General features: G+C 49.6%; 24 protein-coding genes. 20 read left to right on the top strand and 4 right to left on the bottom strand.

Going from position 1 to position 23378, the window contains the following annotated elements; translation table 11 throughout:
* The first annotated feature begins 68 nt into the window (after positions 1-68).
* Genes K8U60_RS03670 through nagB form a run of 3 tightly spaced genes read left to right on the top strand, consistent with a single transcriptional unit; the run spans position 69 to position 2650 of the window.
* A complete protein-coding gene (locus K8U60_RS03670) occupies positions 69-965 on the top strand; it encodes an ROK family protein (RefSeq protein WP_223634542.1) in 897 nt (298 codons plus the stop codon).
* Between the two features lie 17 nt (positions 966-982).
* On the top strand, positions 983-1822 hold the full coding sequence (locus K8U60_RS03665) for a MurR/RpiR family transcriptional regulator (protein WP_223634538.1): 840 nt from the start codon (positions 983-985) through the stop codon (positions 1820-1822).
* A gap of 45 nt (positions 1823-1867) precedes the next feature.
* A complete protein-coding gene (gene nagB, locus K8U60_RS03660; protein ID WP_223634535.1) occupies positions 1868-2650 on the top strand; it encodes a glucosamine-6-phosphate deaminase in 783 nt (260 codons plus the stop codon).
* 109 nt (positions 2651-2759) lie between these two features.
* Here nagB and K8U60_RS03655 read toward each other — a convergent pair whose 3' ends face one another.
* Positions 2760-3707, bottom strand: a complete 948-nt coding sequence (locus tag K8U60_RS03655; RefSeq protein ID WP_223634532.1) for a LysR family transcriptional regulator — start codon at positions 3705-3707, stop codon at positions 2760-2762.
* 136 nt (positions 3708-3843) lie between these two features.
* On the opposite strand from K8U60_RS03655, the gene K8U60_RS03650 reads away from it, so the two are divergent.
* The 7 genes from K8U60_RS03650 (at position 3844) to K8U60_RS03620 (ending at position 10524) form a co-directional block, all read left to right on the top strand.
* Entirely contained in the window at positions 3844-5406 is a 1563-nt protein-coding gene (locus K8U60_RS03650; protein ID WP_223634529.1) for an AMP-binding protein, read from the top strand.
* 25 nt (positions 5407-5431) lie between these two features.
* On the top strand, positions 5432-6247 hold the full coding sequence (locus K8U60_RS03645) for an enoyl-CoA hydratase/isomerase family protein (RefSeq protein WP_223634527.1): 816 nt from the start codon (positions 5432-5434) through the stop codon (positions 6245-6247).
* 24 nt (positions 6248-6271) lie between these two features.
* Positions 6272-7333 carry a TRAP transporter substrate-binding protein DctP gene (dctP, locus tag K8U60_RS03640; RefSeq protein WP_223634524.1) on the top strand — a complete coding sequence of 354 codons (1062 nt, stop codon included), beginning with the start codon at positions 6272-6274 and terminating at the stop codon, positions 7331-7333.
* A gap of 25 nt (positions 7334-7358) precedes the next feature.
* Positions 7359-7844 carry a TRAP transporter small permease gene (locus K8U60_RS03635; protein ID WP_223634522.1) on the top strand — a complete coding sequence of 162 codons (486 nt, stop codon included), beginning with the start codon at positions 7359-7361 and terminating at the stop codon, positions 7842-7844.
* A 15-nt stretch (positions 7845-7859) separates the two neighbouring features.
* Entirely contained in the window at positions 7860-9167 is a 1308-nt protein-coding gene (locus tag K8U60_RS03630; RefSeq protein ID WP_223634520.1) for a TRAP transporter large permease, read from the top strand.
* A gap of 30 nt (positions 9168-9197) precedes the next feature.
* Positions 9198-9866, top strand: a complete 669-nt coding sequence (locus K8U60_RS03625; RefSeq protein ID WP_223634518.1) for a carboxymuconolactone decarboxylase family protein — start codon at positions 9198-9200, stop codon at positions 9864-9866.
* Between the two features lie 181 nt (positions 9867-10047).
* Positions 10048-10524, top strand: a complete 477-nt coding sequence (locus tag K8U60_RS03620; protein ID WP_223634516.1) for a VanZ family protein — start codon at positions 10048-10050, stop codon at positions 10522-10524.
* 65 nt (positions 10525-10589) lie between these two features.
* On the opposite strand, the gene K8U60_RS03615 is transcribed toward K8U60_RS03620, so the two are convergent.
* On the bottom strand, positions 10590-11639 hold the full coding sequence (locus tag K8U60_RS03615; protein ID WP_223634514.1) for a 2,3-butanediol dehydrogenase: 1050 nt from the start codon (positions 11637-11639) through the stop codon (positions 10590-10592).
* 352 nt (positions 11640-11991) lie between these two features.
* On the opposite strand from K8U60_RS03615, the gene K8U60_RS03610 reads away from it, so the two are divergent.
* Positions 11992-12501: a DUF6241 domain-containing protein gene (locus tag K8U60_RS03610; RefSeq protein WP_223634512.1), complete on the top strand. Its 510-nt coding sequence runs from the start codon at positions 11992-11994 to the stop codon at positions 12499-12501.
* Between the two features lie 137 nt (positions 12502-12638).
* Here K8U60_RS03610 and K8U60_RS03605 read toward each other — a convergent pair whose 3' ends face one another.
* A complete protein-coding gene (locus K8U60_RS03605) occupies positions 12639-13040 on the bottom strand; it encodes a DUF2512 family protein (protein WP_223634510.1) in 402 nt (133 codons plus the stop codon).
* 126 nt (positions 13041-13166) lie between these two features.
* Positions 13167-13991, bottom strand: coding sequence for an aldo/keto reductase (locus K8U60_RS03600; RefSeq protein WP_223634507.1), 825 nt, complete (start codon positions 13989-13991; stop codon positions 13167-13169).
* Between the two features lie 129 nt (positions 13992-14120).
* Between K8U60_RS03600 and K8U60_RS03595 the strand changes: the two genes are divergently transcribed.
* The 9 genes from K8U60_RS03595 (at position 14121) to K8U60_RS03555 (ending at position 22978) form a co-directional block, all read left to right on the top strand.
* A complete protein-coding gene (locus K8U60_RS03595; protein ID WP_223634504.1) occupies positions 14121-14456 on the top strand; it encodes a hypothetical protein in 336 nt (111 codons plus the stop codon).
* A gap of 436 nt (positions 14457-14892) precedes the next feature.
* Entirely contained in the window at positions 14893-15177 is a 285-nt protein-coding gene (locus K8U60_RS03590) for a hypothetical protein (protein ID WP_223634501.1), read from the top strand.
* A 143-nt stretch (positions 15178-15320) separates the two neighbouring features.
* The gene (locus tag K8U60_RS03585) at positions 15321-17057 is read left to right on the top strand and encodes a DNA/RNA non-specific endonuclease (RefSeq protein WP_223634498.1); all 1737 of its coding nucleotides are present in this window, start codon (positions 15321-15323) and stop codon (positions 17055-17057) included.
* Positions 17054-17854: an ABC transporter ATP-binding protein gene (locus tag K8U60_RS03580; RefSeq protein WP_223634495.1), complete on the top strand. Its 801-nt coding sequence runs from the start codon at positions 17054-17056 to the stop codon at positions 17852-17854. The genes K8U60_RS03585 and K8U60_RS03580 overlap by 4 nt, the downstream gene beginning before the upstream one ends.
* 422 nt (positions 17855-18276) lie before the next feature.
* On the top strand, positions 18277-18456 hold the full coding sequence (locus tag K8U60_RS03575) for a hypothetical protein (protein WP_223634492.1): 180 nt from the start codon (positions 18277-18279) through the stop codon (positions 18454-18456).
* On the top strand, positions 18453-19871 hold the full coding sequence (locus K8U60_RS03570; protein ID WP_223634489.1) for an amidase: 1419 nt from the start codon (positions 18453-18455) through the stop codon (positions 19869-19871). The genes K8U60_RS03575 and K8U60_RS03570 overlap by 4 nt, the downstream gene beginning before the upstream one ends.
* Positions 19872-20203: 332 nt before the next feature.
* A complete protein-coding gene (locus K8U60_RS03565; protein WP_223634486.1) occupies positions 20204-21145 on the top strand; it encodes an acetamidase/formamidase family protein in 942 nt (313 codons plus the stop codon).
* A 346-nt stretch (positions 21146-21491) separates the two neighbouring features.
* Positions 21492-22454, top strand: coding sequence for a hypothetical protein (locus tag K8U60_RS03560; RefSeq protein WP_223634483.1), 963 nt, complete (start codon positions 21492-21494; stop codon positions 22452-22454).
* 140 nt (positions 22455-22594) lie between these two features.
* Positions 22595-22978, top strand: coding sequence for a VOC family protein (locus tag K8U60_RS03555; RefSeq protein ID WP_223634893.1), 384 nt, complete (start codon positions 22595-22597; stop codon positions 22976-22978).
* The last annotated feature ends 400 nt before the right edge of the window (positions 22979-23378 follow it).

Raw genomic sequence — 23378 nt, 5'->3', positions numbered from 1 at the left:
GTAATGAAAAGAGAAAAGCCTGATTGCGGTTTTTCTCTTTTTGTTCATTTAGAAAAGAGGGACGAAAAATGCAGCTTGGTGTCATTGATATTGGCGGAACGTTCATCAAATATGCAGTCGTCGACCAGGAAGGCCTGTTTCTGTCCCATGATTCAGTTCCGACAGATGCCCCCAGTGGCAGTAAGAAACTGATCGCCAAAATACTGGGTCTCTGCGACCAAATGATGGCGGATTTTGAAATCGGCGGCATCGCCATCAGCTCGGCCGGACAGATTGATGCGTTGCGGGGAGTAGTGGTCTTTGCGACAGATAATCTGCCGGGCTATACTGGAACAAGACTGGCCGAGCTGGTGTCCGGCCATACAGGTCTGCCGGTGAGGGTCGAAAATGATGTCAATTGCACGGCGCTCGGCGAATCCTGGAAAGGCGCCGCCCGTGGAGTGGAGAACTTCCTGTGTGTGACGATTGGAACCGGAGTAGGCGGCGCACTGTTTTTAAATGGAAAACTGTATACTGGTGCCGGATTTTCTGCCGGGGAAATCGGCCATCTGGTCCTTTACCCAGGCGGGAAAGCCTGTACATGCGGAAGCCGCGGCTGCTATGAGCAATATGCTTCGAGCTCGGCGCTTCAGCAGCTGATCTCAGAGGAATTCAGTGAGTGGATGGACGTAAAAGCGTTTTTCGAACGCGTGAAAGCGGAGGATTCGAAAGCACTTCTTCTGTTCGATGATTGGATTGACGACTTGACGACCGGCCTGCAATCACTCGTGCATCTGTTCAACCCCGAATTGATCGTCATCGGGGGCGGCATTTCCGCTCAAGGGGAATTTTTGCGGCAGGCAATTGAATCTTCCCTGAACAAGAAGATCATGCCGAACCACAAAAAACATCTGCAGATCAAAATGGCCGAGCATGACAATAAATCAAATTTACTGGGAGCGGCGAAGAACTTCTTCAGGAATTGAAAGGGGATGCTGATACGATGGAATCGAAAACAATTACAGGGCCGAAACCCTCCCTATTAATGGAGCAGCATAAGCATACCTTTACAAAATCCGAAAACAAAATATATGACTACATCCTGGCGCATCCGGATAAGGTTCTCTATCATTCATTGACAGAGCTGTCCGAATTGAGTGGAGTGGCGGAAGCGACGGTGCTGCGTTTTTTCCGGAAACTTGGATTCAAAGGTTTCCAGGATTTCAAGTTCCTGTTCGCTCAGGAAGTACCGCCTGCAAACCATTCCGTACAAGACGAGTCATTCGTTCATCGGATCCGCAACAGCATCGTGCAGGCCATTGAAGATTCATCGGAAGTCGTGGATATGGATACCTTGGAGAAATCCATCCAGGCGATCGATGCTGCACAGGACGTGGTGATCTTCGGCATCGGCTCTTCCGGAATTGCCGGACTCGACATGCAAAACCGCCTGATGCGGATCGGCAAGCACGTCAGCGCCATAACCGACTCGCATTTCCAAATTATGAGAGCCTCTTCGCTGACTGAAAAATCAGTGGTGATCGCCATCAGTTTGACGGGGAGCACGAAAGACATTGTCGATGCAGTCAAATTGGCGAAAGAAAAAAATGCGACAGTCATCGCCCTGACAAATTATGTGAAATCGCCATTGACCAGATACGCCGATTTTGTTTTGCTGTCATCTGCAAAAGAAAGTCCGTTAGACAGCGGCTCGCTGGTCTCGAAAATTGCCCAGTTGTATTTGATTGATTTGATATGTACTGGATTGACCATGAACAACGTTAAGGACGCAGAAAGTGTGAAAAGGGAAATTACCGAACATATTGCCGGCAAGCTGTATTAAAGCTGAAAAGCATTTACTGATTGGCTGCCGTTACGAGGTGAAAGTATGCAGATTCTGAAAGCGAAAAACTACGAAGAAATGAGCCGGATCGCCTGTAACTTGCTCGTGGAGCATATTCAACAGAACGAATCTCCGGTACTCGGACTGGCTACAGGCTCGACGCCTGAAGGGCTTTACAGGTGCTTGATTGAGGAATACAAGAAAGAGAAGGTTTCATTCCAAAACATGTCGACATTCAATTTGGATGAGTACGTCGGCCTGGGAGTAGAAGATGCCAACAGCTATCAATGGTATATGACCGACAAACTCTTTGCCCACATCGATGTGCCGACCAGACAAATCCACTTGCCGAACGGCAAATCACAAGAGGTGGAACAGGATTGCCTGGACTACGAAAGGCAGATCCAAGAAGCTGGCGGAATCGATATTCAAGTATTGGGACTCGGATTGAACGGCCATATCGGCTTCAATGAACCGGGAACACCGTTTTCGAGCAGAACCCACGCGGTTGAATTGGCCCAGTCCACGCGCCGCGCCAATGCCCGTTTCTTTTCGGGAATTGAAGAAGTGCCGACCCAGGCCATCAGCATGGGGATCGCCTCCATTATGGAAAGCAAAAAGATCCTGCTGCTGGTATCCGGAAAAGAAAAAGCGGAAGCTTTGTACCAGATGATGAACAGTGAGGTGTCGGAGAGCTTCCCAGCTTCGATTCTGCAGACACATCCGGATGTCACCGTCATCGCTGATGAATTGGCGTTGTCCAAAGTGCTTGAGTTTTATGGGGAAGATGGGGGCATTCCGGAGGTGGAAGAAGGCAAGGCTAGATAATTTCATATTCAGCAGTACGGAATTGAGCCTCAAATGGAAGACACGTCAACGTGCCGCCATTTGAGGCTTTTTTGTTTGAATAGAGAAAATACTGGACTTAAGTGCAGCATCAGACAAAAGAAATGTCTTCACCTGAAGGTTTAGCCTTAAGAGGAAAAGATTTTTTCATCGTTTGGACGAACATTTTCGTCAGTGGACTTTCAGTCGTATGGTTCCATGCGATGTATAGGTCCATTTGTCGTGTATTGCCTTTGATCTGGCGGTAGACGACGCCGCGTTTCGGATATTCCTGTTGGGCGGATTCAGTGACCAGAGTTACACCGATGCCGGCAGAAACGAGCGATAGAATATGAGTGACGCCTTCTGCTTCCTGATGGATGACAGGACTCATCTTTCCGGAAAGGCAAATGGAAATGATCGTATCATAGTAGCCCGGCTCCAGGCGTCGGGGTGCCATGATGAATGGTTCATCTTTCAGTTCTTTGATTGCGATGGGTCCGGGGACAGCCGCCAGTGGATGATTGGCAGGCAGAGCCACGACAAACGGTGAGCTGTAGATATGCTGGAAGCTGATTGCCGGGTCAGTGATCGGCGGGCAGATAAATCCGATATGGATATCGTTTTCCGTGAGCGCCCTCAACTGGTCGGTGCTGGACATTGGGTGCAGTGTAACTTTGATATCCGGATAGGCGGTCCGGTGCAGATGGACAAGCCGGATCAAGCTGACATTTAAAGCACCAGTAAATGCCAGCTTCAGTATACCCGCTTCACCGGCATGGATTTTCCGGGTGTCTTCCATGGTGGTTTTCACTTTTGCGAGGATCTCATACGTCTCCTTCAAAAAATGCTTTCCTGCTGGTGTCAGTTCAACGAAACGGCTGTGCCGGTTAAAAAGCTTGACCTCCAATTCTTTTTCAAGTTGGATGATTTGCTGGCTGAGTGGAGGCTGGCTGATATTCAAGCGTTCGGCGGCCTTGCCGAAATGAAGTTCTTCGGCCACCGCCACAAAATAATGCAGATGTCTGAGTTCTATGATGACCCCTCCAATGGCGATCAAGTCGTAAAACGTCTTAATCGACTTTTTATATATATTAGACGAAAAACGGGAACGTTGATAGTATTTTTTAAATAATTACATTTATTTAAATAGTCAATCAAGTACTGGTGATCATGGTTTTTAAGGAGGAAAAAGTATGGAAGCGACATCACTTGTCCTGAACGAATTAGCGAAAAGAAGTTTAGTGAACCATGCAGGAAAAACGGCCCTGCACGTGGATGGCGCGAGTTTTACCTATAAAGAGCTGCATCTGGCGGCCAACCGCACAGCGCAGGCTTTCAAGGGATATGGAGTGGGCCATCAGTCGCGTGTCGGCCTGTTGTTGCCGAATTGCTACGAGTATGTTGTCAGTGAAGCAGCAATTTATCTGGCAGGTGCCACAAAGATTGCCTTGAACAGCATGGTCAGCAAAAATGATGTAAATTACATTCTAGCGGATGCAGAAGTGGAATTGTTGATTGTGCACGAATTTTATCTGCCGGTGGTAGAGCAGTTGCGGAGCAGACTGCCGAAGCTGCATACAATCATAGTGGTTGGAACAAAAAACACCAAAAAAGAGCTGGTGTCCTGGGAAGATTTCCAGGCGGCAGGATCTGATGAAGAGCTGACGGTCAAAACAAGCTCTTCCGATTTCTCTTTTATTCTTTATACCGGCGGGACTACCGGCAAGCCGAAAGGTGTTGTCCATACGTATGAAACCACAAGCTTGACGTTCACTTCCATCATTATTGAAGCGAATATCCAAAGTGATGAAAAAATCCTCGTAACGACGCCTTTGCCGCATGCGGCCGGATTATACACGTGGGCGGGATTGATCAGAGGTGCGGAAATCTTCATTGAAGATAAGTTCGAGGTGGAGACTGTGCTCCGGCATATTGAAAAAAACCGCATCACTTATTTGAGCCTTGTACCGACCATCCTTTACCGGCTGCTCGATTCGCTCGAAGGCAGGCAGATTGATGTTTCCTCCATCCGGACCATCCAATACGGGACAGCGCCGATCACTGCCGAACGTCTGAAACAGGGTCTTGAAGTTTTCGGCCAGGTATTCCTGCAGATCTATGGGTTGACGGAGACACAAAGTGCGGCCACTTGGCTGAAGAAAGAGTTCCATAGTGCAGAAGCTGAATACAGCCATCTATTGAAAAGTTGCGGAAGATCCACGATTTTCTCACAAGTGAAAGTGGTGGATGAAACGGGAGAAGAAGTTGCCAGCGGCGATGAAGGCGAAGTGGTGGTGAAGGCATTTACGAATATGGCCGGATACCTGAATCAACCTGAGAAGACGGCGGAAACGCTGAAAGATGGCTGGCTCCATACGGGAGACGTCGGAAAGATGGACGAACAGGGTTTCCTGTATCTGCTCGACCGGGCGAAAGACATGATGATCAGCGGGGGCATGAACGTCTATTCTTCCGAAGTGGAGAATGTCATCCAGGAACATCCGGACGTAGCGCAAGCAGCCGTGATCGGTGTGCCGGACGCAGACTGGGGAGAAGCCGTGACGGCTTTCGTCACAGCCAAAAATGGAAGCTTGGACATTGATGAAGTGATGGCCATCTGCAAAGCCCAGCTTTCAAAATACAAAAGTCCGAAAACCATCCATCTTGTCGATGCATTGCCGCTGACGTCGTACGGAAAAATCGATAAGAAAAAACTGCGGGAACCTTATTGGGAACTGGCGGATCGACGCATATGACCGTTGAATGGAAGGAGTGGAGAGCATGAAAACTTACGAAACATTGAAGGTGGAAGACCGTTCACCGGTTCTCTATGTCACATTCAATCGACCGGAAAAAGCGAACGCGATGAACAGGCAAATGGATGAGGAATTGTCCGATTTGGTGTCAGCGGTCGGCAGTGACCGAAATTACCGTTTCATCGTTTTTACTGGGGCGGGAAAAGTTTTTTCAGCAGGTGCAGATATCAAAGAAGTAAAGAAGAACATTGAAGAAAATCCGACTGATCCTTCCTGGATCCGGAAAGATCAAATCAACCGCCAGGAGTTCTTACGGAAATTTGACGCGCTGGATCAAATCACGATTGCGGCGATCAACGGTCCGGCATTCGGTGCAGGGATGGCGCTTGCCATGGCTTGTGATTTCCGCGTGATGGCGGAAGAAGCGGCGCTGAGTTTGCCGGAAGTGGAGCGCGGCATGTTTTTCTCAGGAGGCGGAACACCTCGGCTCGTCAATTTGATCGGCGCTGCAAGAGCCAAGGAATTGATCATGCTGGGGGATGTGGTTTCTGCACAGGAAGCAAAGGAGATCGGCCTGATCACAAAAGCCGTTCCGGGTGATGGACTCGCTGACTCAGTGGAGGAAATGCTTTTGAAGCTGCAGCAAAAGCCGTTCGATCCGCTGCGCATCACCAAGAAAATCGTCAATGCTTCAGTGCCTAGGTTTGAGAACCTGCTTTATTATGAAGCAGAACTGCAGCAGCAGATGCTGCAGCACGGAGAGACGCTGGATCAGATCAATGACTTTGTCGGACAGCCGAAAAAGGACGGAATCCATCCGCGTTGTAGAAAAGCCTTTTAAAATAAGCGGGAAGGAGATGAATAGATGAAGTATGCGAAAAGAGTGAAGTTGGTTTTTGTCATCGCGCTTGTGTTCTTGCTGTCAGCGTGCGGAGTGGGGAGAGCAGCGAACCACAACGGCATCTACGAGCTGAGTTTCAATATCCAGGTGCCATCGACGCACCAATTCCATACCGAAGCCATTGAACCGTGGGCTGAGCTTGTAGAAGAAAAAACAGAAGGCAGAGTAAAAGTGAATATCTATAATAGCGGAGCTCTTGGCACCTTAAGTACCGCATACGATGACATCCAAGGCGCTGTTTATGATATCGGCTATGTCAGCCCGAGTCTCCATCCCGATACGGAACTGTTCCCCTTGTCGATCGGTGATTTGCCTTTCGGCTTATCGGATCCTTTCGACAGCACGGAAGTGTTGACGCCGTTTATAGAAAAATACATGGCAGATACACTTGAAGATGTCGTGCCGCTTGGCGTTTCCGCAACCGATTCGTATCAGCTGTACAGCAAAGAGCCGGTGGAAACGGTGGAAGACGTCAAGAATCAGAAAATCATCGCTTCCGGTTATCAGCGGGTGCAATTGCTCGGCTTGTGGGATGCGGTTCCAGTCACGCTGGGATTGGAAGAAATTTATACCTCGCTTGACCGCAATACCGTCAACCAGGCTACATACACTTCGATTGGAGCGGTGGGGCTGAAGCTGAACGAAGTGGCACCGTATATGACCAAAATTGATATGGGCAATACCACGCTATTCTTTTTGATGAATGAACGGACACTGGAAGGTCTTCCTGAAGATATTCAGACGCTTTTTGAAGAAGAATTGGCACCGGCGCTCGAAAAGCTGAACAGCGAACTGTACGGCGGTGCATCGGCTGAAGCCATTAGCGTCTATGGCGAAAGTGTAGCAGAAAAAGGCGGACGTGTGATCCAGCCGGATGAAGAAGTGCTGGCCGAGTTCAAGAAACCGGCAAAAGCAGTATGGGAAGACTGGGCGCATATGGCCGACGAAAAAGGTTTTGACGGCAACGAAATGCTCCAGTTCTATAAAGATTCTTTAGTGGAGGCTGGCCTGAGTGTGCCCTATTAACGATTAAGTGAAAGCGGGTGGGAGGATGAACTACGTGAAATCTCTGGTTTCATTTATAACCAATCTGGCAAAATGGATTTCGTTTTCGATGTTGATTGTGATGGTTCCGCTGGTCACGTATTTCTCGATTTCCCGAAGTCTGGGATATCCGGTCATTGGGGATATTGAAATCGTCCAATTCAGCATGGTCGTACTGATTATGGGGTCTTTAGCGTATACGGAAGCGGCCGGGGCTCACATTTCAATCGGTGTCATCGCCGATCGATTCCCGGAAAAAGTCCAATTGGCACTGGATTTTTTGGCTCAAGTATTGACGATTCTATTTTGCTTTATCGTCTGCTGGGCATTTATCGTGAAGATCAATTTCGACCAGACTTCCGATTTATTGAACCTGTCGTTCGTGCCTTTTAAAGTGTTTCTGGTGATTTGCTTTATCGGCTGGGCACTTGAAGCGGCGATGAAATTCATCCGGAATGTCGGAGATTACAACGCATCTAGTAAGAGCAAGTAGGAAGGGGGGAAGGCCATGTCGACAGAAACAGTTGGTGTATTAGTGGTAGCTGCGGTTTTCGTCTTGATGTTTTTGCGCGTACCGATCGCCATCGCAATGGTCATTCCCGCGAGTTTTGCGATTATTTTCCTGCGGGGTTGGGATACGTTAGCATCGGTGATCCACAGTGTGGTATGGACTCAAAGCTATCATTACACGTTGAGCACCATCCCGTTATTCGTGCTGATGGGACAATTGCTGTTCGCTTCTGGAGTGACCGATGATTTGTTCAAAACTTTCAAGAATTGGTTCGGTAATCTGAAAGGTGGACTCGGAATGGCGACGATTGGAGCTTCAGCGATGTTCGCGACAGCTTCCGGCTCCAGCGTGGCAACTACCGGAACCATGGGAGTCATTGCGACAAAAGAGATGCTGAAAGGCGGCTACAGCAAAAGCTTGGCGGGCGGTTCGATTGTCGCCGGTGGTGCCCTCGGCATTCTGATTCCGCCGAGTACAACGTTTATCGTCTACGGGATGCTTACGGAACAGTCTGTTGGAAAACTGTTGACGGCGGGCATCTTTCCCGGTATTTTGCTGACCTTGTTTTTCATGCTGACCATTTACATTTGCGTGTTGATCAAGCCTTCCATGATTACAGCTGCAGTTCCTGAATACGTCAGCTGGAAAGAGCGCTTTTCATCACTAAGTTCGAATATCTGGATTCTTCTGTTGTTCGTACTGGTGATGGGGGGCATTTACTTCGGCTATTTCACAGCTACGGAGTCGGCGGGAGTCGGTGCATTCGGTGCATTCCTGATCGGGGTCATCCGCCGCCGATTGAATCTGAAGAGTTTTACGGAAGCGTTGCTCGGTACATTGCGGACGACCGGTTTTTTGTTCGCCATCATTCTTGGTGCGTTCATCCTCAACTATATCCTTGTACTGACACGAGTTCCGAATTTGTTGGCAGAGTTCCTGCTGACAGCCGATTTATCCGCTACCATGATTTTTGTATTGATCATCTGCCTGTTCATCCTTCTTGGCGCAATTATGGATTCGTTGGCGATGATGGTGGTGACGATTCCGATTTTGATGCCGATCCTCGAAATCCTGAATTTCGACTTGATCTGGTTTGGCGTCATGATTGTCCTGGTCGTGGAAATCGCTTTGATTTCACCACCGATCGGCATGAACGTCTTTGTTCTGAAAGGGGTTACCAAGGATCTGGAAATCATCGATATCTTCAAAGGGGCGACGATATTCATCGTCCCGATTCTGGCAGTGGTGATCCTGTTATATATTTTCCCGGATATCGCCTTGTTCCTGCCAAATACAATGGATTAACAACTAACCAATAGAATGGAGAAGATTTTAATGAACTTGACTGGAAGCAAAAACTTATATGAAAAAAAGAATTTCGCCCGCCTGCCTGAATTCGGCAAACTGGCACCGGAAGCGTTTAAAGCTTTTGTACAATTTGACACAGCGGCCTTGCAGGAAAACGAGCTGTCTGCGAAACTGAAAGAATTGATTGCTGTGGCAGTCGCACATGTGACAGGTTGCCCTTACTGCATCGACCTCCATGTCAAAAACGCGAAAAACCTTCATATGTCCAAAGAAGAAATGGCGGAAACAATTTTGGTCGCGACAGCTTTAAAAGCGGGTTCTGCGATGGCACACGGCGTCAACGCGCTGAATGCCTATGATGAAAATCCGGATGAAGAACTGTATAAAGAAGTATACTTCAGCCGCTTAGCGGAATTCTCAAAATTGAACGGTGATGCGTTCAGTGCATTTGTCAATTTCGATACAGCTTCCCTGAAAGCGGGCTTATTGACTGTGAAAGAAAAAGAATTGATTGCTGTGGCAGTCGCCCATACAACCGGTTGTCCTTACTGCATTTCCCTGCACGTAAAAGGCGCTAAGAAACAAGGAGCAACGAAAGAAGAAGTGGCAGAATCCATTTTTGTCGCCACCGCATTGAAAGCCGGATCGGCATTGGCCCACGGTGTAAATGCATTAAATGCTTACGACGAAGAGTAACATCCTGGGCTGATGCATATGCTGGACCAGAAATCCCAATTGGAAGACACGTCAACGTGTCACTAGTTGGGATTTTTTATATGACGGGAAGTACGGGCTAGTCAAATAGAATCAGAAACCATATAATATAGAGAAATCAATTAGGCGCTTCATATAGAAGAAACCTGAAGGGACGAGTGTTTTGAAAGCTAAGTACATACCGGTGATCTTCTGGGCGCTGTGCATCCTGCTGGCCACCAACAACTATAATTTTCAGTCGCTGCTGTTCGCTCAGGAAATCGGCTTCCATATTCGCCTGTTCCCGAATCTGTCGGATTTGTTCATCACAAGCGATATCCATTTGGAAAGCGGGACCTATGTGTTCCAAAAAATCGGCCATGCCCTATCCTTCGGCATCCTGTTCCTGTTGTTGGCGAAGACCCTTGGGAACAACCGGAAAGCAATCGTTCTGGCCAGTTTGTTTGCCTTCTTCACGGAATTCCTGCAGCTGTTTTTCGAAAGAAGCGGAAGGTTGAGCGATGTCCTGATCGATGTCGGGGGCATTTACCTGGCTTACCGCTTGAGCGCCTATGTGAAATCACAGGGAGGCATAAGTCCGGCTTTCTGGAACACAGTACAGAAGATTGCCGGTGCATTTGCGGACGAAAAGCCGCGCTGACTGGCAGGAAATAAAATCACCGCCTCTTCGATGATTGAAGGGGCGGTGATTTTTTACAGTTTATTTTAGTTTGGACTGACCAATATCTTCGCCTGGCTCTTGTCAACTGTCAAAAGTTCCAAGCCGTCCTTGACTAGATCATTCAGCTTGATTTGCTTGGTGATGACTTTCTTGACGTCGAGCTTGCCTTCAGAAATGGCTTTGATGACAGGAGGGAAGTCGTTGGCATAGGCCAGCGTGAATTCGATTTTTGCTTCCTTGAACAACAAGGCGTTCGGATCGAAAGTCAGTTCCTGCGAAAAGCCGGCCACGACCAGCAGCGTCCCTTTCCTTTTCAATGCGGACAGGGCTGTTGAGAAGGTAGGTTGTGCACCTGCTGCTTCAAATGCTACTTGGACACCATTGCCGGTGATTGCCATGATTTTCCCGGCGGCGTCTTCATCTTTCGGATTGATGGTATAGGTGGCACCGAGCTCCTTGGCTTTATCCAGACGTTCCTGGGATATGTCGACGACAAAGGTTTCGGCAGCACCAGCCGCCTGTGCACAAAGCAGCAGCAACAGGCCGATTGGTCCAGCTCCGAAAATCGCCGTGGAATCACCGAACTTCAACCCGCTTTTCAGGACGGCATGGTAAGCGACTGCAGTCGGCTCCACCAACGCCCCTTCTTCAAGAGATACGTTATCCGGAAGTTTGTGGAAATACTTCGAGTCGGCAACGGCATACTCCGCAAACCCGCCATCTGAAGCCAGTCCCAAAAAGCCGACATTTGACACTTCACAAAGGTTGTAATCGCCTTTGCGGCAAAACTCACAGCTGCCGCAGTACAATACCGGCTCGATTGCGACCCGGTCGCCGACTGCAACATTCGTCACACCTTCTCCAATTTCTTCGACTGTGCCTGCAAATTCATGGCCGAGCACCAAAGGCACCTGGCGTCCTGAAATCGCATGTTTTTCATAGGCGATGCCCAATCCATGGTGATAGGCATGCAGGTCGCTTCCGCAAATTCCGGTCCACGCCACTTTTACTTTCACTTTCCCTTCGGTCACTTCCGCCACTTTGAAATCTTCGATCCGCACGTCTTTCTCTCCGTAAATGACTGCTGCTTTCATTTCCCGACACGTCCTTTCTGGATTTGCATTGCTTGTGTTCTGCCTCTCCAACTACCTGCTTTTTGTCCAAGTTGAATAGATGATCTTTAACTCCGCCGAGAGCAGAGTGTCAGGGAATTCAACTCACAAAATCATATAACTTAGGAGGGCATACGCTCTCATTGTATTTATAATTGAATATTCAGTCAAATAAAGTTTTTTTTATGTACTAAAGGATAGCGATCTCCACTGGGACTTGCTCCATCTGATGATTTCTGGATAGTGAAGAAATAGGTTGTATCACAGTCCCGATTTCTTCATAATTAGATAGGAATATAGTCATGAACCAATGAAATCGAGGAGTGGCAGGGAAATGAAAAAAAGGATAAAGGCGTCAGGAATTATTTTGGGAGTAGGAGCACTGCTCATGGCAGCGGGTTATTATTTCATCGTGCAGAATTCCTCAGGGGCAGGGGAAATCTCGGAAGTGGCCGATAAAATCGAGGAACGCGAAGGACAAGAAGTGGAGGCCGAAAAGCCTGAAACTGGAGAAGACGAAGCTGATATGAAGGAAGTCAGGCTGCAAATCAATCTGCATCAGATGACGCACCAGAAAATCATCGCTGACAAGAAGAAAGGCGCCATCGAGATGACGCCTGACAATATCGATGACCTCCTGACAATCGTCGAGGCCAACAAGGACCATTACGAGCACAGTGATTTTTACGAAACGACTTTAACCGCGTGGAAACAAAGCGACTTCTCCAATGCAGTCCATGTCCACAACACCATTTGGGATTGGCACGGGGGCACTGTCGGAAGAGCCACTGGCTTGATGACCGCTGAGCAGGAGCGGGCTTTTGTGGAAAAGCATTATAGGTGAGTAAGAGTTGTCAAAGTCTGCGGAAAACGATTTGCAGGCAGTGTGAAAAAGAGGTTGAATCCCATTGAAAATGATGGAATTCAACCTCTTTTGAGTGGAAATCTGCTATTTGGTGCCTGGCACCCACACAATTCAATTCACCCTCTAGCCGACTTGTAATTATTGTACTCTGGCACCACGGAGCGGTCCACATACAGATGGAAGAACCATTCACCGGCTGAAATGACCAATGCAGCAACCAGAGCCGGCGTCACCATTTCAAAATTCTGTCCCGTCAACAGCCAGCCGATCAGCCAAATGACCAGGAACGCCGTGACGAAATCAACAAAAGTCGCTACGGTATTGCGCGTCGACTGATTTTCCGGACTGCCGGCGTTCAGGAAAATCATGATGTCGCCCATCGCATAGGACAACGCCGTCAGCGCCAGGCTGATCAGCAACGTATCAACGAACGGAACATCGAACATCCACGTGAGAACAAGTAAAAGGACAATGGCCACCATCACAAATTTGATTGCAAGTGCAAGAAGATGTCTCAACGGCTTTCCCTCCTCCAATAAATTCTAGTTATCAAGAATTTACCCGTTTTCACAGGGAGTATGCCAAAATGTGAAAATAACAGAGAAAGCCGCCTCTTCGGTTGGAAGAGGCGGCTTCTGATTTTATTACCGTACATTCATTTCATTCGGATGGGCGCCTTTGCGGCGGTCCTTGTTGAGCTCGTCGATTTCATTCATCTCGGATTCCGTCAAATCGAAATCGAAAACATTGAAGTTCTCCTCGATGCGTGACGGCGTCACCGATTTCGGAATCACAATCGTACCGTTCTGCAGATGCCAGCGCAGCACAACCTGAGCCGGCGATTTGCCTTTGGCATCAGCGATTTTCTGGATGTTCTCATCCTTCAGCACATCGCCGCCTTGGTCAAGCGGACTCCAAGCTTCTAGGAATATGTCATGCTTGGCGCAGAATTCCTTCAATTCATTTTGTGCAAGGTAGGGATGGCATTCGACCTGGTTCAGGACCGGGGGAATGTCGCATTCCGCAAGCAAACGCTCCAAATGCTCGACTTCGAAATTGCAGACGCCGATCGCTTTGACGCGGCCGTCTTTATACAATTGCTCCAACGCTTTATAGGTATCGATATAATTATCGAATTCCGGAGTCGGCCAGTGGATCAGGTACAGATCGACGTAATCGAGGCCAAGGCGCTCGAGGCTTTCCTCAAAAGCGCGCAAGGTATTGCCATAGCCCTGGTCGCTGTTCCACACCTTGGTCGTGATGAACAGCTCTTCACGCGGCACGGAAGTTTCCTTCAGCGCTTTGCCGACACCTTTTTCGTTTTGGTAGATCATTGCGGTATCAATCGATTTATAGCCCGTCTCGAGCGCTTTCGCCACAGCAGCCGTCGCCTGATCGTCTTCAACCTGCCAGACACCAAAGCCCAGCTGCGGCATTTTTATTCCGTTGTTCAGTGTAATAAAATCCATTATGCATTTCTCCTTTTGTGTTGTTCTGTTTAGAGTAAATGTTTACCCAGTACTTCGCAACTCTAAGCATTTAGTTGAAGGAATCTGTGGAAGGCCGTCGAAATAGGGGTAAGAGAGGAGATGAAAGCCATGAGTATGCAAAAAATTGTCGAAGCGGATTTGGTGCGCGACGAGTACGGCAACTATTACAAAGTGGTCGGCACCCATATGGAAGAGGACAAGCTGACAGGCATCGAAGTGTCGAACCTGTATTTCGAAAAATCCTTCGAGTCCGGCGTCGATAGCCTCGACGACACATATAAGGACAAGCCGTTTGGCGTCTACATCCAGGATCAGGTGAATGCCTATATCGAAACCATCCAGGAAAACGAACGCCCAATCTACGGCATCCGCGACTTGATGGTCAACCGCATCAACGTATTCGCGGTCGACATCACCCAGCCGCATCCAAAGCGCAATTTATAATAGAAGTAATTAAAACCATCGCCAAGCTCTTATATGCTTGGCGATGGCTTTTTTGTGGATTGGAAAGTATTTATGGACGATTGGAAAGTATTCTGCCAAAAACAGAAAGTATTTATGCCTAATTAGAAAGTATCCGAGTCAAATCAGAAAGTATAACCATTTAATTGGAATAAATCATCGCAACCAACAACTATCTCATGGAGATACAAGCTAACATGCACAATATACAGTCCAACTGGCATCAAATACAGTCCAACCGAAGTATAATACTGTCCAAACTCCCAAAATACAAGCCGCAAACCAATACGGACGCCTCAAGAGCGGAAAGCGCAGGCTTGCGCTTTCCCATGGCTTCGCCATCCAGCGCTCTTCAGGGATGATTATTTCCACCGGCAGCGGGTAAAGTATAGCAACAACAGTTCAGGAGGGATCCATCATGAGTAGAGGCGATGAACACAAACGAAATCCAGAACATAGCGGGGACCACGATGAGTCGACGCTCGATAAAGTCGTCAAGAAGACAAGCGAGATGTTGAGCGGCAGCGATGAAGGCTGGGAATCTGCCGGCAAAGGCGACGTACGTGAAACTGCAGGTGACGACTTCCAGAACGCACCCGACGAAGGTGCAGGGGATGTCCCGACCGATGACAAAATCATCCGCGATCCAAAAACCGGCGAAGAGACATTTGTGAAGAATGACAATAAAAAATGGTCACGTTAAGCGGCACAACTCCCAGCCCATTCCATCACTTGGAATGGGTTTTCTGCGCGCAATTGTGATAAACTTTTTCTAAAGGAAATTAATAGAATATTAAATTTTTAATTGAAAAATATAGTTTATTTAGTGGAAGGGGATGGCCGGGCATGGTCAATCAATTGGAGCGGATTCAGCAGGAAGCATTAGCGCGGTATTTGGCATTCGAGGAGGAGCGCAGAGTGGCAAAACAGGCGGCGACTTCGAAGGAACGAATGATGACGCGGTCGAGCATCATCAATCACCATGACAACTTGGCGATGGAACGGATCATCAATCAAAGTGATCTGTTTCCGATTGCGCATCTGCAGGCGGGCCTCGATGTTAGCAAAGCCGTTTGCCGCATCGCAATCCGCAGCCGTTCAGGCCAGCTGCAGAGCTACGGCACCGGATTTCTGGTGGCGCCGAACCTGCTGCTGACGAATAATCATGTGCTGGAAACGCCGGAAGCGGCGATGTACGCGGTGGCGGAGTTCAATTACGAGGATGATGTCCAGTTCATGCCGCTTGATATCATCAGCTTCCGCCTGGATCCGGAAGCGCTTTTCATCACCGACGAGGCGCTGGACTTTACGCTTGTGGCGGTGGAAGAAAACAATCAGCACGACATTCCGTTGACCGATTTCGGCTATTTACCGCTGTTGCCGAAGCCCGGGAAAATCCTCGAAGGCGAATACGTGACCATCATCCAACATCCGAACGGTGGTCCGAAAGCAATCACCATCCGTGAAAATGAAGTTAAGTTCATCTCTTCCGATTTTGTCCAGTACGTCAGCGATACGGAACCGGGTTCGTCTGGCTCGCCAGTCTTCAATGACCAATGGGTGGTCGTCGCCCTGCATCATGCGGGCGTTCCGGACCCGAAAGACAATCGTCTTTGGATTGCCAATGAAGGCATCCGGATCAGTTCGATCATCCATCATCTCAGTGAAGCGCGCAGTAGTTTGGAAGACGACCGTTCACGTAAACTGCTGGATCAATTGCTGGCCGTCGTCATGCCGGGTTCAGTAGCCGAGCCGATGGAAGTGGGGATTCTGGAAGAGGATTGGTACGCCGATGCTTCCGGCTACGACCCTGCATTTCTGGGCGCCGGGTTCGAAGTGCCATTGCCGGTTCTGGGAACTGCCTTAATGGACGACGCTGCACAGACGAGCGACGGCAAAACCGTCCTGGATTATACCCATTTTTCGATTGCCATGAGCAAGTCGCGCCGGCTTGCGTTCTACACGGCGGTCAATATCGACGGCAATCAGCTGGTCGATGTCAAGCGCGGCAACGACCGCTGGTATTTTGATCCGCGGATTGACGAAGCCTGCCAGATCGGACCGGAATTTTATCAATCAAATGATATCGACCGCGGCCATTTGGTGCGCCGCCGCGATCCGAATTGGGGCATCGATGCGGTGAAGGCCAACGAGCATACTTTCCATTTCACTAATTGCTCGCCGCAGCATAAGAATTTCAACCAGAAAGCGTGGTTGGATCTGGAGGATTATGTATTGGACAATGCACGCGAATCCGGCTTGAAGATTTCGGTGTTCACAGGTCCGGTGTTCCGGGACGACGACACGAGTTACCGTGATGCGCAGATTCCGGACCAGTTCTGGAAAGTGGCGGTGATGGTGAAAGACGGAACTTCCCTGTCGGCTACTGCCTATCTGCAGACGCAGGAAGATTTGATTGGCGGGAATCTGGAATTCGTCTACGGGCAATTCGGGACGTATCAGGTGCCGATTTCACAGATTGAAAAACTGGCCGGCCTTGATTTCGGCAACCTTCGTGAGGCGGATCCGCTCGCAGAAGGACAAGTCGCGCGTGTCCAGCGAAAAGAGGATATCCGGCTATGAAGACGATTCTGGAACTGGAAGGAGTCACGCGGCGAAGAGACGACAAGTTGTTGTTGGAGGACGTCAATTGGCAGATCCGTAAAGGAGAGCACTGGGTGCTGTATGGCTTGAACGGTGCCGGCAAAACGTCGCTCCTGGATTTGATCAATGCGTATTTTTTCCCGACGGAAGGAAAAGTCACCGTGCTCGGCCTGGAGTTCGGCAAGACCTACCTGGCGGAAAAGCTGCGCAGCCAGATCGGCTTTGTGTCGGCGTCAGTCCAGCAGAAGTTGCCCACTTATGACAATGCCTATGAAGTGGTCCTGAGCGGAGCGTTCGCTTCACTCGGCCTGTATCAGGAAACGACCGAAGCGATCGACCGAAAAGGCGTCGAGATCCTTCGGGAACTGGGCTGCCTCGAGTACGCCAACCGGAATTACCATACCCTGTCGCAAGGCGAAAAGCAGCGCGTGCTGATCGGCCGTGCCTTGATGGCCGACCCGGAGCTGCTGATTCTGGATGAGCCGACGGCCGGACTCGATTTCATCGCCCGCGAAGAACTGCTCGAATCGATCGCCGCCATTGCCCAAAAGCCGGACGGTCCGACCATCATCTACGTCACCCATCATATAGAAGAAATCTTGCCGGAGTTCAATAAAACCCTGCTCTTGAAAGCGGGCCACGTCTTCGCTTCCGGCGACACAGGCGAGCTGATCACCAGCGAGCATCTTTCTAATTTCTTCGACATGCCGGTAAACGTCGTCTGGAGCAACGGGCGTCCGCTGCTGTCGAAGGTTCGGAAAACAGTAGATGGCTAAGTGCGGGGACCCAAGCGAAAACCGCTTCGGTCCGAAAGTACGCAGCGGAAAGCGCAGGCTTGCGCTTTCCCGGGCTTGGGCATTTAAGGGGTTTTCGGGCTCCGGACAGTAGTATGCTCCGGTTGGACAGTATTCAGGCTGAATGGACAGTATTTGCAGCCGGTTGGACTGTATATTGTCCAATTCGGCTTGTATATCCAATTAACTGGAAAAAAGTAGCGGCAATACGACAAAATGACGAGGCAACACGCCACATCTTCCCCTAAAACCCTGGCCGGCAAGACATCTTCTTGCCGGACAGGGTTTTATTCTGCTGAAAATCGCCTTTAAACTATCTGAACAGTCTGTCGATTGTGATAAACTGGCGGTAGACAACTCAGATTCTCACACCTTACCAAACTATTCGAATGGGAGGAATTGCGATGGCAGAGGGAATTCACAGGATTTTAAAGGCACGGGGGATTCAGGTGCCGGAGGCGCACCAGGAAATGCTGGCGCAGCAGATGCAGGCGGTGCAGCAATTGCGCGACACGGTGGACAATTCGCAGCTGAAGGATTTCGATATGGCGCTGACGCATGTGCCGGGAGGTGAGCGGCTATGAATGAAGAATTAGCGGCACAATCGATCGGGGAACTGGCGCCGAAGCTGCGCGACAAGCAGGTGTCACCCGTTGAACTGACTGAAGCGGTGTTGGCGAATGTCGATGCCTACAACAGCGACGTCAATGCATTTATTCGCGTGCAGAAAGAACAGGCGCTGGAATCGGCGAGGCAGGCGGAGCAGGAGATCCAAAGCGGCAATTACCGCGGCTTCCTGCACGGCATTCCGATGGCGCTGAAGGATATCTTGTATTTCAAAGATGAGCCGACGACGATGGGCTCGAAAATCCACGAAGGGTTTATTGCCGACTTTGACGCGACAGTCGTCTCGAAGCTGAAGCTGTCAGGCGTGACCTTCCACGGCAAGCTCAATATGCACGAGTATGCCTGGGGTGCGACGACCACCAATCCGCATTACGGCGCCTGTAAGAATCCGTGGGACCTGAGCAAGATTCCAGGCGGCTCGAGCGGCGGGTCGGGTGCGGCAGTGGCGGCGAACATGTCGATCGCTTCGCTCGGTACGGATACTGGGGGTTCGATCCGGATTCCGGCGTCGAGCTGCGGCATCATCGGCCTGAAGCCAACGCTTGGCCGTATCAGCAAATATGGCTGTTTTCCGCTGTCGTGGAGCCTCGACCATATCGGCCCGATGACGAAAACCGTTTTTGATGCAGCGCTGCTTTTGGAAGTGCTCGGCGGCTATGATCCGAAAGATCCGACTTCTGTCGACCGGCCGACGCAAAATTATTCCGGAGAGTTGAATGAAGACGTCAAAGGCCTAGTCATCGGCATCGAGGAAGGCTATTTCTTCAAGAATGTCGATAACCGTGTCAATGAAGCCGTGCAAAATGCGCTGCAACAACTGGAGAAGCTGGGTGCGCGAATTGAGCCGATCCGGATTCCGTCGCTTGCCATGGCCGAATTTGCGGAGCTCGTCACCATCACAACTGAAGCGAGCGCCGTCCACCACGATAATTTGGTGAAGCAGCCGGAGAAATTCGGAGAAGATGTCCGCTTTTTACTGGAGGTGGGCGAGTTGATGTCGGGCGTCGATTACGTGCAGGCTCAGCAGATCCGCCGTAAGCTGGATCTCGATTTTGCAGCGGCATTTGAAAAAGTGGACGTGCTCATTTCCCCGACCTTGCCGTTCCTGTCACCGCCGATCGGCGACAGCACCGTCGACATCAACGGCCAGGCCCTGAGCTTTTTGGACGAAGTCATCCGCTTTACCGGACCTGGAAATCTCACCGGCCTGCCCGCACTCAGCATCCCGTGCGGCGTCCGCGATGGATTGCCGGTCGGTCTGCAGATCATGGGTCCTGCGTTCCAGGAGGAAAAAGTCCTCAACGTCGCCTATGCGATCGAAAAGCTCGAACTGATGAAAGGCCAGAAGCCAAGTTTGAAAGTGCTTGGCTAGTACGACTCATTGCGCATGGAATACGATCCACTGCGCGCCAAATACGATCCATAAGGGCTGGAATGCGATTCACTACGAATAAAATGCGTTCCGCAGCACAAAAAATACGATTTTGAAGCGGAAAGCGCGGGTTTGTGCTTTCCTGGACTTGGGCGGCTAAGGGTTTATTTGTTTTGGAAAGCAATTTACTCCCAATAGAAAGTATTTAGGCTGGATCAGAAAGTAACTGCAGCAAAAGGGAAAGTATTTAACCGAATATAGAAAGTATATCCATCTAACTGGAAAAATAACGTTATTTCTACTCTAAAAACAAGAGAAAAAGGTGATGACAAGTGGCCAACACACATAAATTCCCCGAAGACCGCGTCCATTACACGTGGGACAAGAATCCGCAGCCGGTGCTGACGATCGACAGCGGGGACCAGGTGGATTTCTCCACCCGGGAAGTGGCGGATAATCAATTCACTAAGGATTCCACGACCGACGACATCGCCACGCTCGACTGGGGGAAAGTCTATCCGCTCGCAGGACCGGTGGAAATCCGGGGAGCGGACCCGGGCGACACGCTGGAAGTGGAAATTCTCGATTTGACGCCGGGAAGCTGGGGGTGGATGGCGATTTTGCCGGGACTGGGCTTGCTGCCCGAAGAGTTTCCGGATGCTTACTTGAGGACTTTCGATTTAAGTGACGGCGAATTTATCCATTTCAGCGACAACATCAAAGTGCCGATCACGCCGTTTCTTGGCACGATGGGTGTTGGTCCGTCTAACGCCGAAGGGCAGGCCATCATGCCGCCTGGAACGTTCGGCGGCAATATGGATACGCGGCAATTGACCGTCGGCACGAAGCTGTATTTGCCGGTGCAGGTGGCGGGTGCCATGTTCAGCTGTGGAGATGCCCATGCCGCACAAGGCGACGGCGAAGTTTGCGTGACCGCACTCGAATGCCCGATGCAGGCATCGTTGAGATTCCGCCTCCTCAAAGGCATGACGATTCCAGCGCCGCAGTTCCAGACAGCCGGCGCACTGACGCCGAAAGTCGACCATAAAGGCTTTTACGGAACGACCGGTGTCGGCCCTGACTTGATGGAAGCCGCCCGCGATTCCATCCGCGCGATGGTGGACCACATCTCCGGGAATTACGGGATCGAACCTAAAGATGCTTATCTGTTATGCAGCCTGTGCGTTGATCTCAAAATCTCCGAAATCGTCGATGCGGGCCAGTATATTGTGAGTGCAGTTTTGCCGCTTGCCGTGTTCCAGGAAGATGTTTAGATGAAGAGACGCTGCCGAATCGGGCGGCGTTTTTATTTTTGTCCACTCTTAATATAAATTATCTCAATTGTCTGTATTCTTTGTGGGTAGAATGATAAAATAGCATCAGGTTCGCAAGCAGTAAAAAACGCTACTGAATCAGAAAGCCTTTGGATGAAAGTTTGGCGTTCTAAGAAAGAGGATGAGTGTCCTATTTTCTCCGGAAATTTCACTGAACCGGCATTCCGCGGTTATTTTTCATTTTGCAGGGATAAATTGTTTTTTTATGACGAGGTGCGGTTGCCCCCATTTGAGGTGCGTTCACGCCCTCCCCACTTAAAATTTGATGGTTGAAAGGAGATCCGAGATGAAGGAAATCGGCGGATATTTTGGAATGGAAGAATTGGCTCATAAAGAATTTCACAGCGATTTGATCGCCCTCAATACGGGCAGAAATGCTTTGCTGTATCTGCTGAAGGCACGCCGCATAACGAAGTTGTACATTCCCTATTACTTGTGCGACTCAGTCAGCCAATTGCTGGAAAAGCATGGCTATGAATTCGAGTATTATCATGTGGATCAAGAGTTTCAGCCGATTCTCGATGTAAAGCTGAAGCCGGGGGAATATTTGTACATAGTTAATTTTTACGGACAAATCACAGAGGAAAAAACGCGTGCGCTGAAGCAGCATTATGGCCAGGTGATTCTGGATCATAGTCAGGCTTTTTTCCAGAAGCCGCTGCCTGGCATCGACACAATCTACTCTTGCCGCAAGTTTTTTGGTGTGCCGGATGGGGCGTATTTGGCGACCGATGCCATTTTGCACGAAGAACTCGAACAGGACCTATCCCAAGGGCGCATGAAGCATATACTCGGCCGTTACGAAAGGACGGGCAGTGAGCATTATACCGATTTTCAGGATAATGATGACGTCCTCGGGGAAACGCCTCTTCGGGCAATGTCCAAAGTGACGCACAATTTGATGGGCGCCATCGACTACGACCGGAGCTGCCGGATCCGGAATGAAAACTATGCCTATCTGGAAAACCAGCTGGATGGAGAGAATTCCCTGAAACTCGTCATGCCGGATGGCGCTTTCGCCTACCCGTTGCTGGTGGAAGACGGCATACCAATCAGAAACCGGCTGGCGGAGCATAAAATCTACATTCCGCTCTTATGGCCAAACGTCCTCGACGACTGTCCGGAAGACAGCATCGAATACCAGTACGCGGCGAATATCCTGCCTTTGCCCTGTGACCAGCGTTATGGGGTGGGGGATATGGCCTATTTGGTGGAAATGGTTAAAAAACAATTGAGTTATAACAGTTAGAGAGAAGAAGCGAAAAGGTTTCTTCTCTTTTTAATGTCAGCTGGAGCCGGACCATATCTCTTTATTCATTGGAATTTAAAGGATTTTGAAATCGTTGTGGCGAATGATTCCGGATAGAAAATAAAAAGGGAGTGTTTTCAATGGCAGAAGAAAACAAGATTCAGCCCGGTTCCATCATTTCCTCAGATCTGACTGTCCATCATGCAGAGGGGGTCCGCGATTTCTACAAAGCGGTCGTCGGCTGGCAGCACAGTGATTTTCCGATGGGCGAATATGCCGACTACATGATGAACACACCTGATGGCAACCCGGCAGCCGGCATTTGCCATCAGGCCGGAGTCAACGAAGGCTTACCGCCGCTGTGGATCGTCTATTTCGCCGTCGCCGATTTGAAGCAAAGCATCGAAATGTGCCAGGATCGCGGCGGCATCGTACACCGCCAACCGGACGGCGCCATCACGTCCGGCAGCTACGCCATCATCGAATACCCGGCAGGCGCTTTCTGCGGCTTGAGCCAAATCTGAGATAGATGGACAAAAGAAAAAACGGAAAGCGCAAGCCTGCGCTTTCCAATCTTTTGGGCATCCAACGATTTTCGGGCTTTACGGAGAGAGGCGCTGATCCAATCGAAATAAGCACTCCTGTCTTGAGTGGTTTTTCCTATAGCACCAGCATTCATCTCCAAGCCAGCAAATTTCGTTCATCAACAGCATTTTCAAGCTTGCAGAGCCCACAGGTTCATCATGGTCAAGAATCGATTCCCTGAATGTGAACGTTCATTATCTTTATTTAAATTTCGTATTACAAAGTACTTATAATTTTTCCGGTTTATGGTATGATGCAGAATAGATCAGCTATACGGAAACGATATGAATATATTAATTCACTCGACAATTTTTGAGGGTTGTCCGGTCGATTCTGTAC

It is taken from the genome of Planococcus circulans, from assembly GCF_020023385.1.
In the GTDB taxonomy this organism is placed as follows: Bacteria; Bacillota; Bacilli; order Bacillales_A; family Planococcaceae; genus Planococcus.
Note: the sequence above shows the minus strand (reverse complement) of the source record. Positions and strands in the feature narration are given on the sequence as shown.

Coding starts and splice junctions, on each gene's coding strand:
- K8U60_RS03670 (WP_223634542.1), top strand. CDS start 69: ATGCAGCTTGGTGTCATTGATATTGGCGGAACGTTCATCAAATATGCA.
- K8U60_RS03665 (WP_223634538.1), top strand. CDS start 983: ATGGAATCGAAAACAATTACAGGGCCGAAACCCTCCCTATTAATGGAG.
- nagB (WP_223634535.1), top strand. CDS start 1,868: ATGCAGATTCTGAAAGCGAAAAACTACGAAGAAATGAGCCGGATCGCC.
- K8U60_RS03650 (WP_223634529.1), top strand. CDS start 3,844: ATGGAAGCGACATCACTTGTCCTGAACGAATTAGCGAAAAGAAGTTTA.
- K8U60_RS03645 (WP_223634527.1), top strand. CDS start 5,432: ATGAAAACTTACGAAACATTGAAGGTGGAAGACCGTTCACCGGTTCTC.
- dctP (WP_223634524.1), top strand. CDS start 6,272: ATGAAGTATGCGAAAAGAGTGAAGTTGGTTTTTGTCATCGCGCTTGTG.
- K8U60_RS03635 (WP_223634522.1), top strand. CDS start 7,359: ATGAACTACGTGAAATCTCTGGTTTCATTTATAACCAATCTGGCAAAA.
- K8U60_RS03630 (WP_223634520.1), top strand. CDS start 7,860: ATGTCGACAGAAACAGTTGGTGTATTAGTGGTAGCTGCGGTTTTCGTC.
- K8U60_RS03625 (WP_223634518.1), top strand. CDS start 9,198: ATGAACTTGACTGGAAGCAAAAACTTATATGAAAAAAAGAATTTCGCC.
- K8U60_RS03615 (WP_223634514.1), bottom strand. CDS start 11,639: ATGAAAGCAGCAGTCATTTACGGAGAGAAAGACGTGCGGATCGAAGAT.
- K8U60_RS03610 (WP_223634512.1), top strand. CDS start 11,992: ATGAAAAAAAGGATAAAGGCGTCAGGAATTATTTTGGGAGTAGGAGCA.
- K8U60_RS03600 (WP_223634507.1), bottom strand. CDS start 13,991: ATGGATTTTATTACACTGAACAACGGAATAAAAATGCCGCAGCTGGGC.
- K8U60_RS03595 (WP_223634504.1), top strand. CDS start 14,121: ATGAGTATGCAAAAAATTGTCGAAGCGGATTTGGTGCGCGACGAGTAC.
- K8U60_RS03590 (WP_223634501.1), top strand. CDS start 14,893: ATGAGTAGAGGCGATGAACACAAACGAAATCCAGAACATAGCGGGGAC.
- K8U60_RS03585 (WP_223634498.1), top strand. CDS start 15,321: ATGGTCAATCAATTGGAGCGGATTCAGCAGGAAGCATTAGCGCGGTAT.
- K8U60_RS03580 (WP_223634495.1), top strand. CDS start 17,054: ATGAAGACGATTCTGGAACTGGAAGGAGTCACGCGGCGAAGAGACGAC.
- K8U60_RS03575 (WP_223634492.1), top strand. CDS start 18,277: ATGGCAGAGGGAATTCACAGGATTTTAAAGGCACGGGGGATTCAGGTG.
- K8U60_RS03570 (WP_223634489.1), top strand. CDS start 18,453: ATGAATGAAGAATTAGCGGCACAATCGATCGGGGAACTGGCGCCGAAG.
- K8U60_RS03560 (WP_223634483.1), top strand. CDS start 21,492: ATGAAGGAAATCGGCGGATATTTTGGAATGGAAGAATTGGCTCATAAA.
- K8U60_RS03555 (WP_223634893.1), top strand. CDS start 22,595: ATGGCAGAAGAAAACAAGATTCAGCCCGGTTCCATCATTTCCTCAGAT.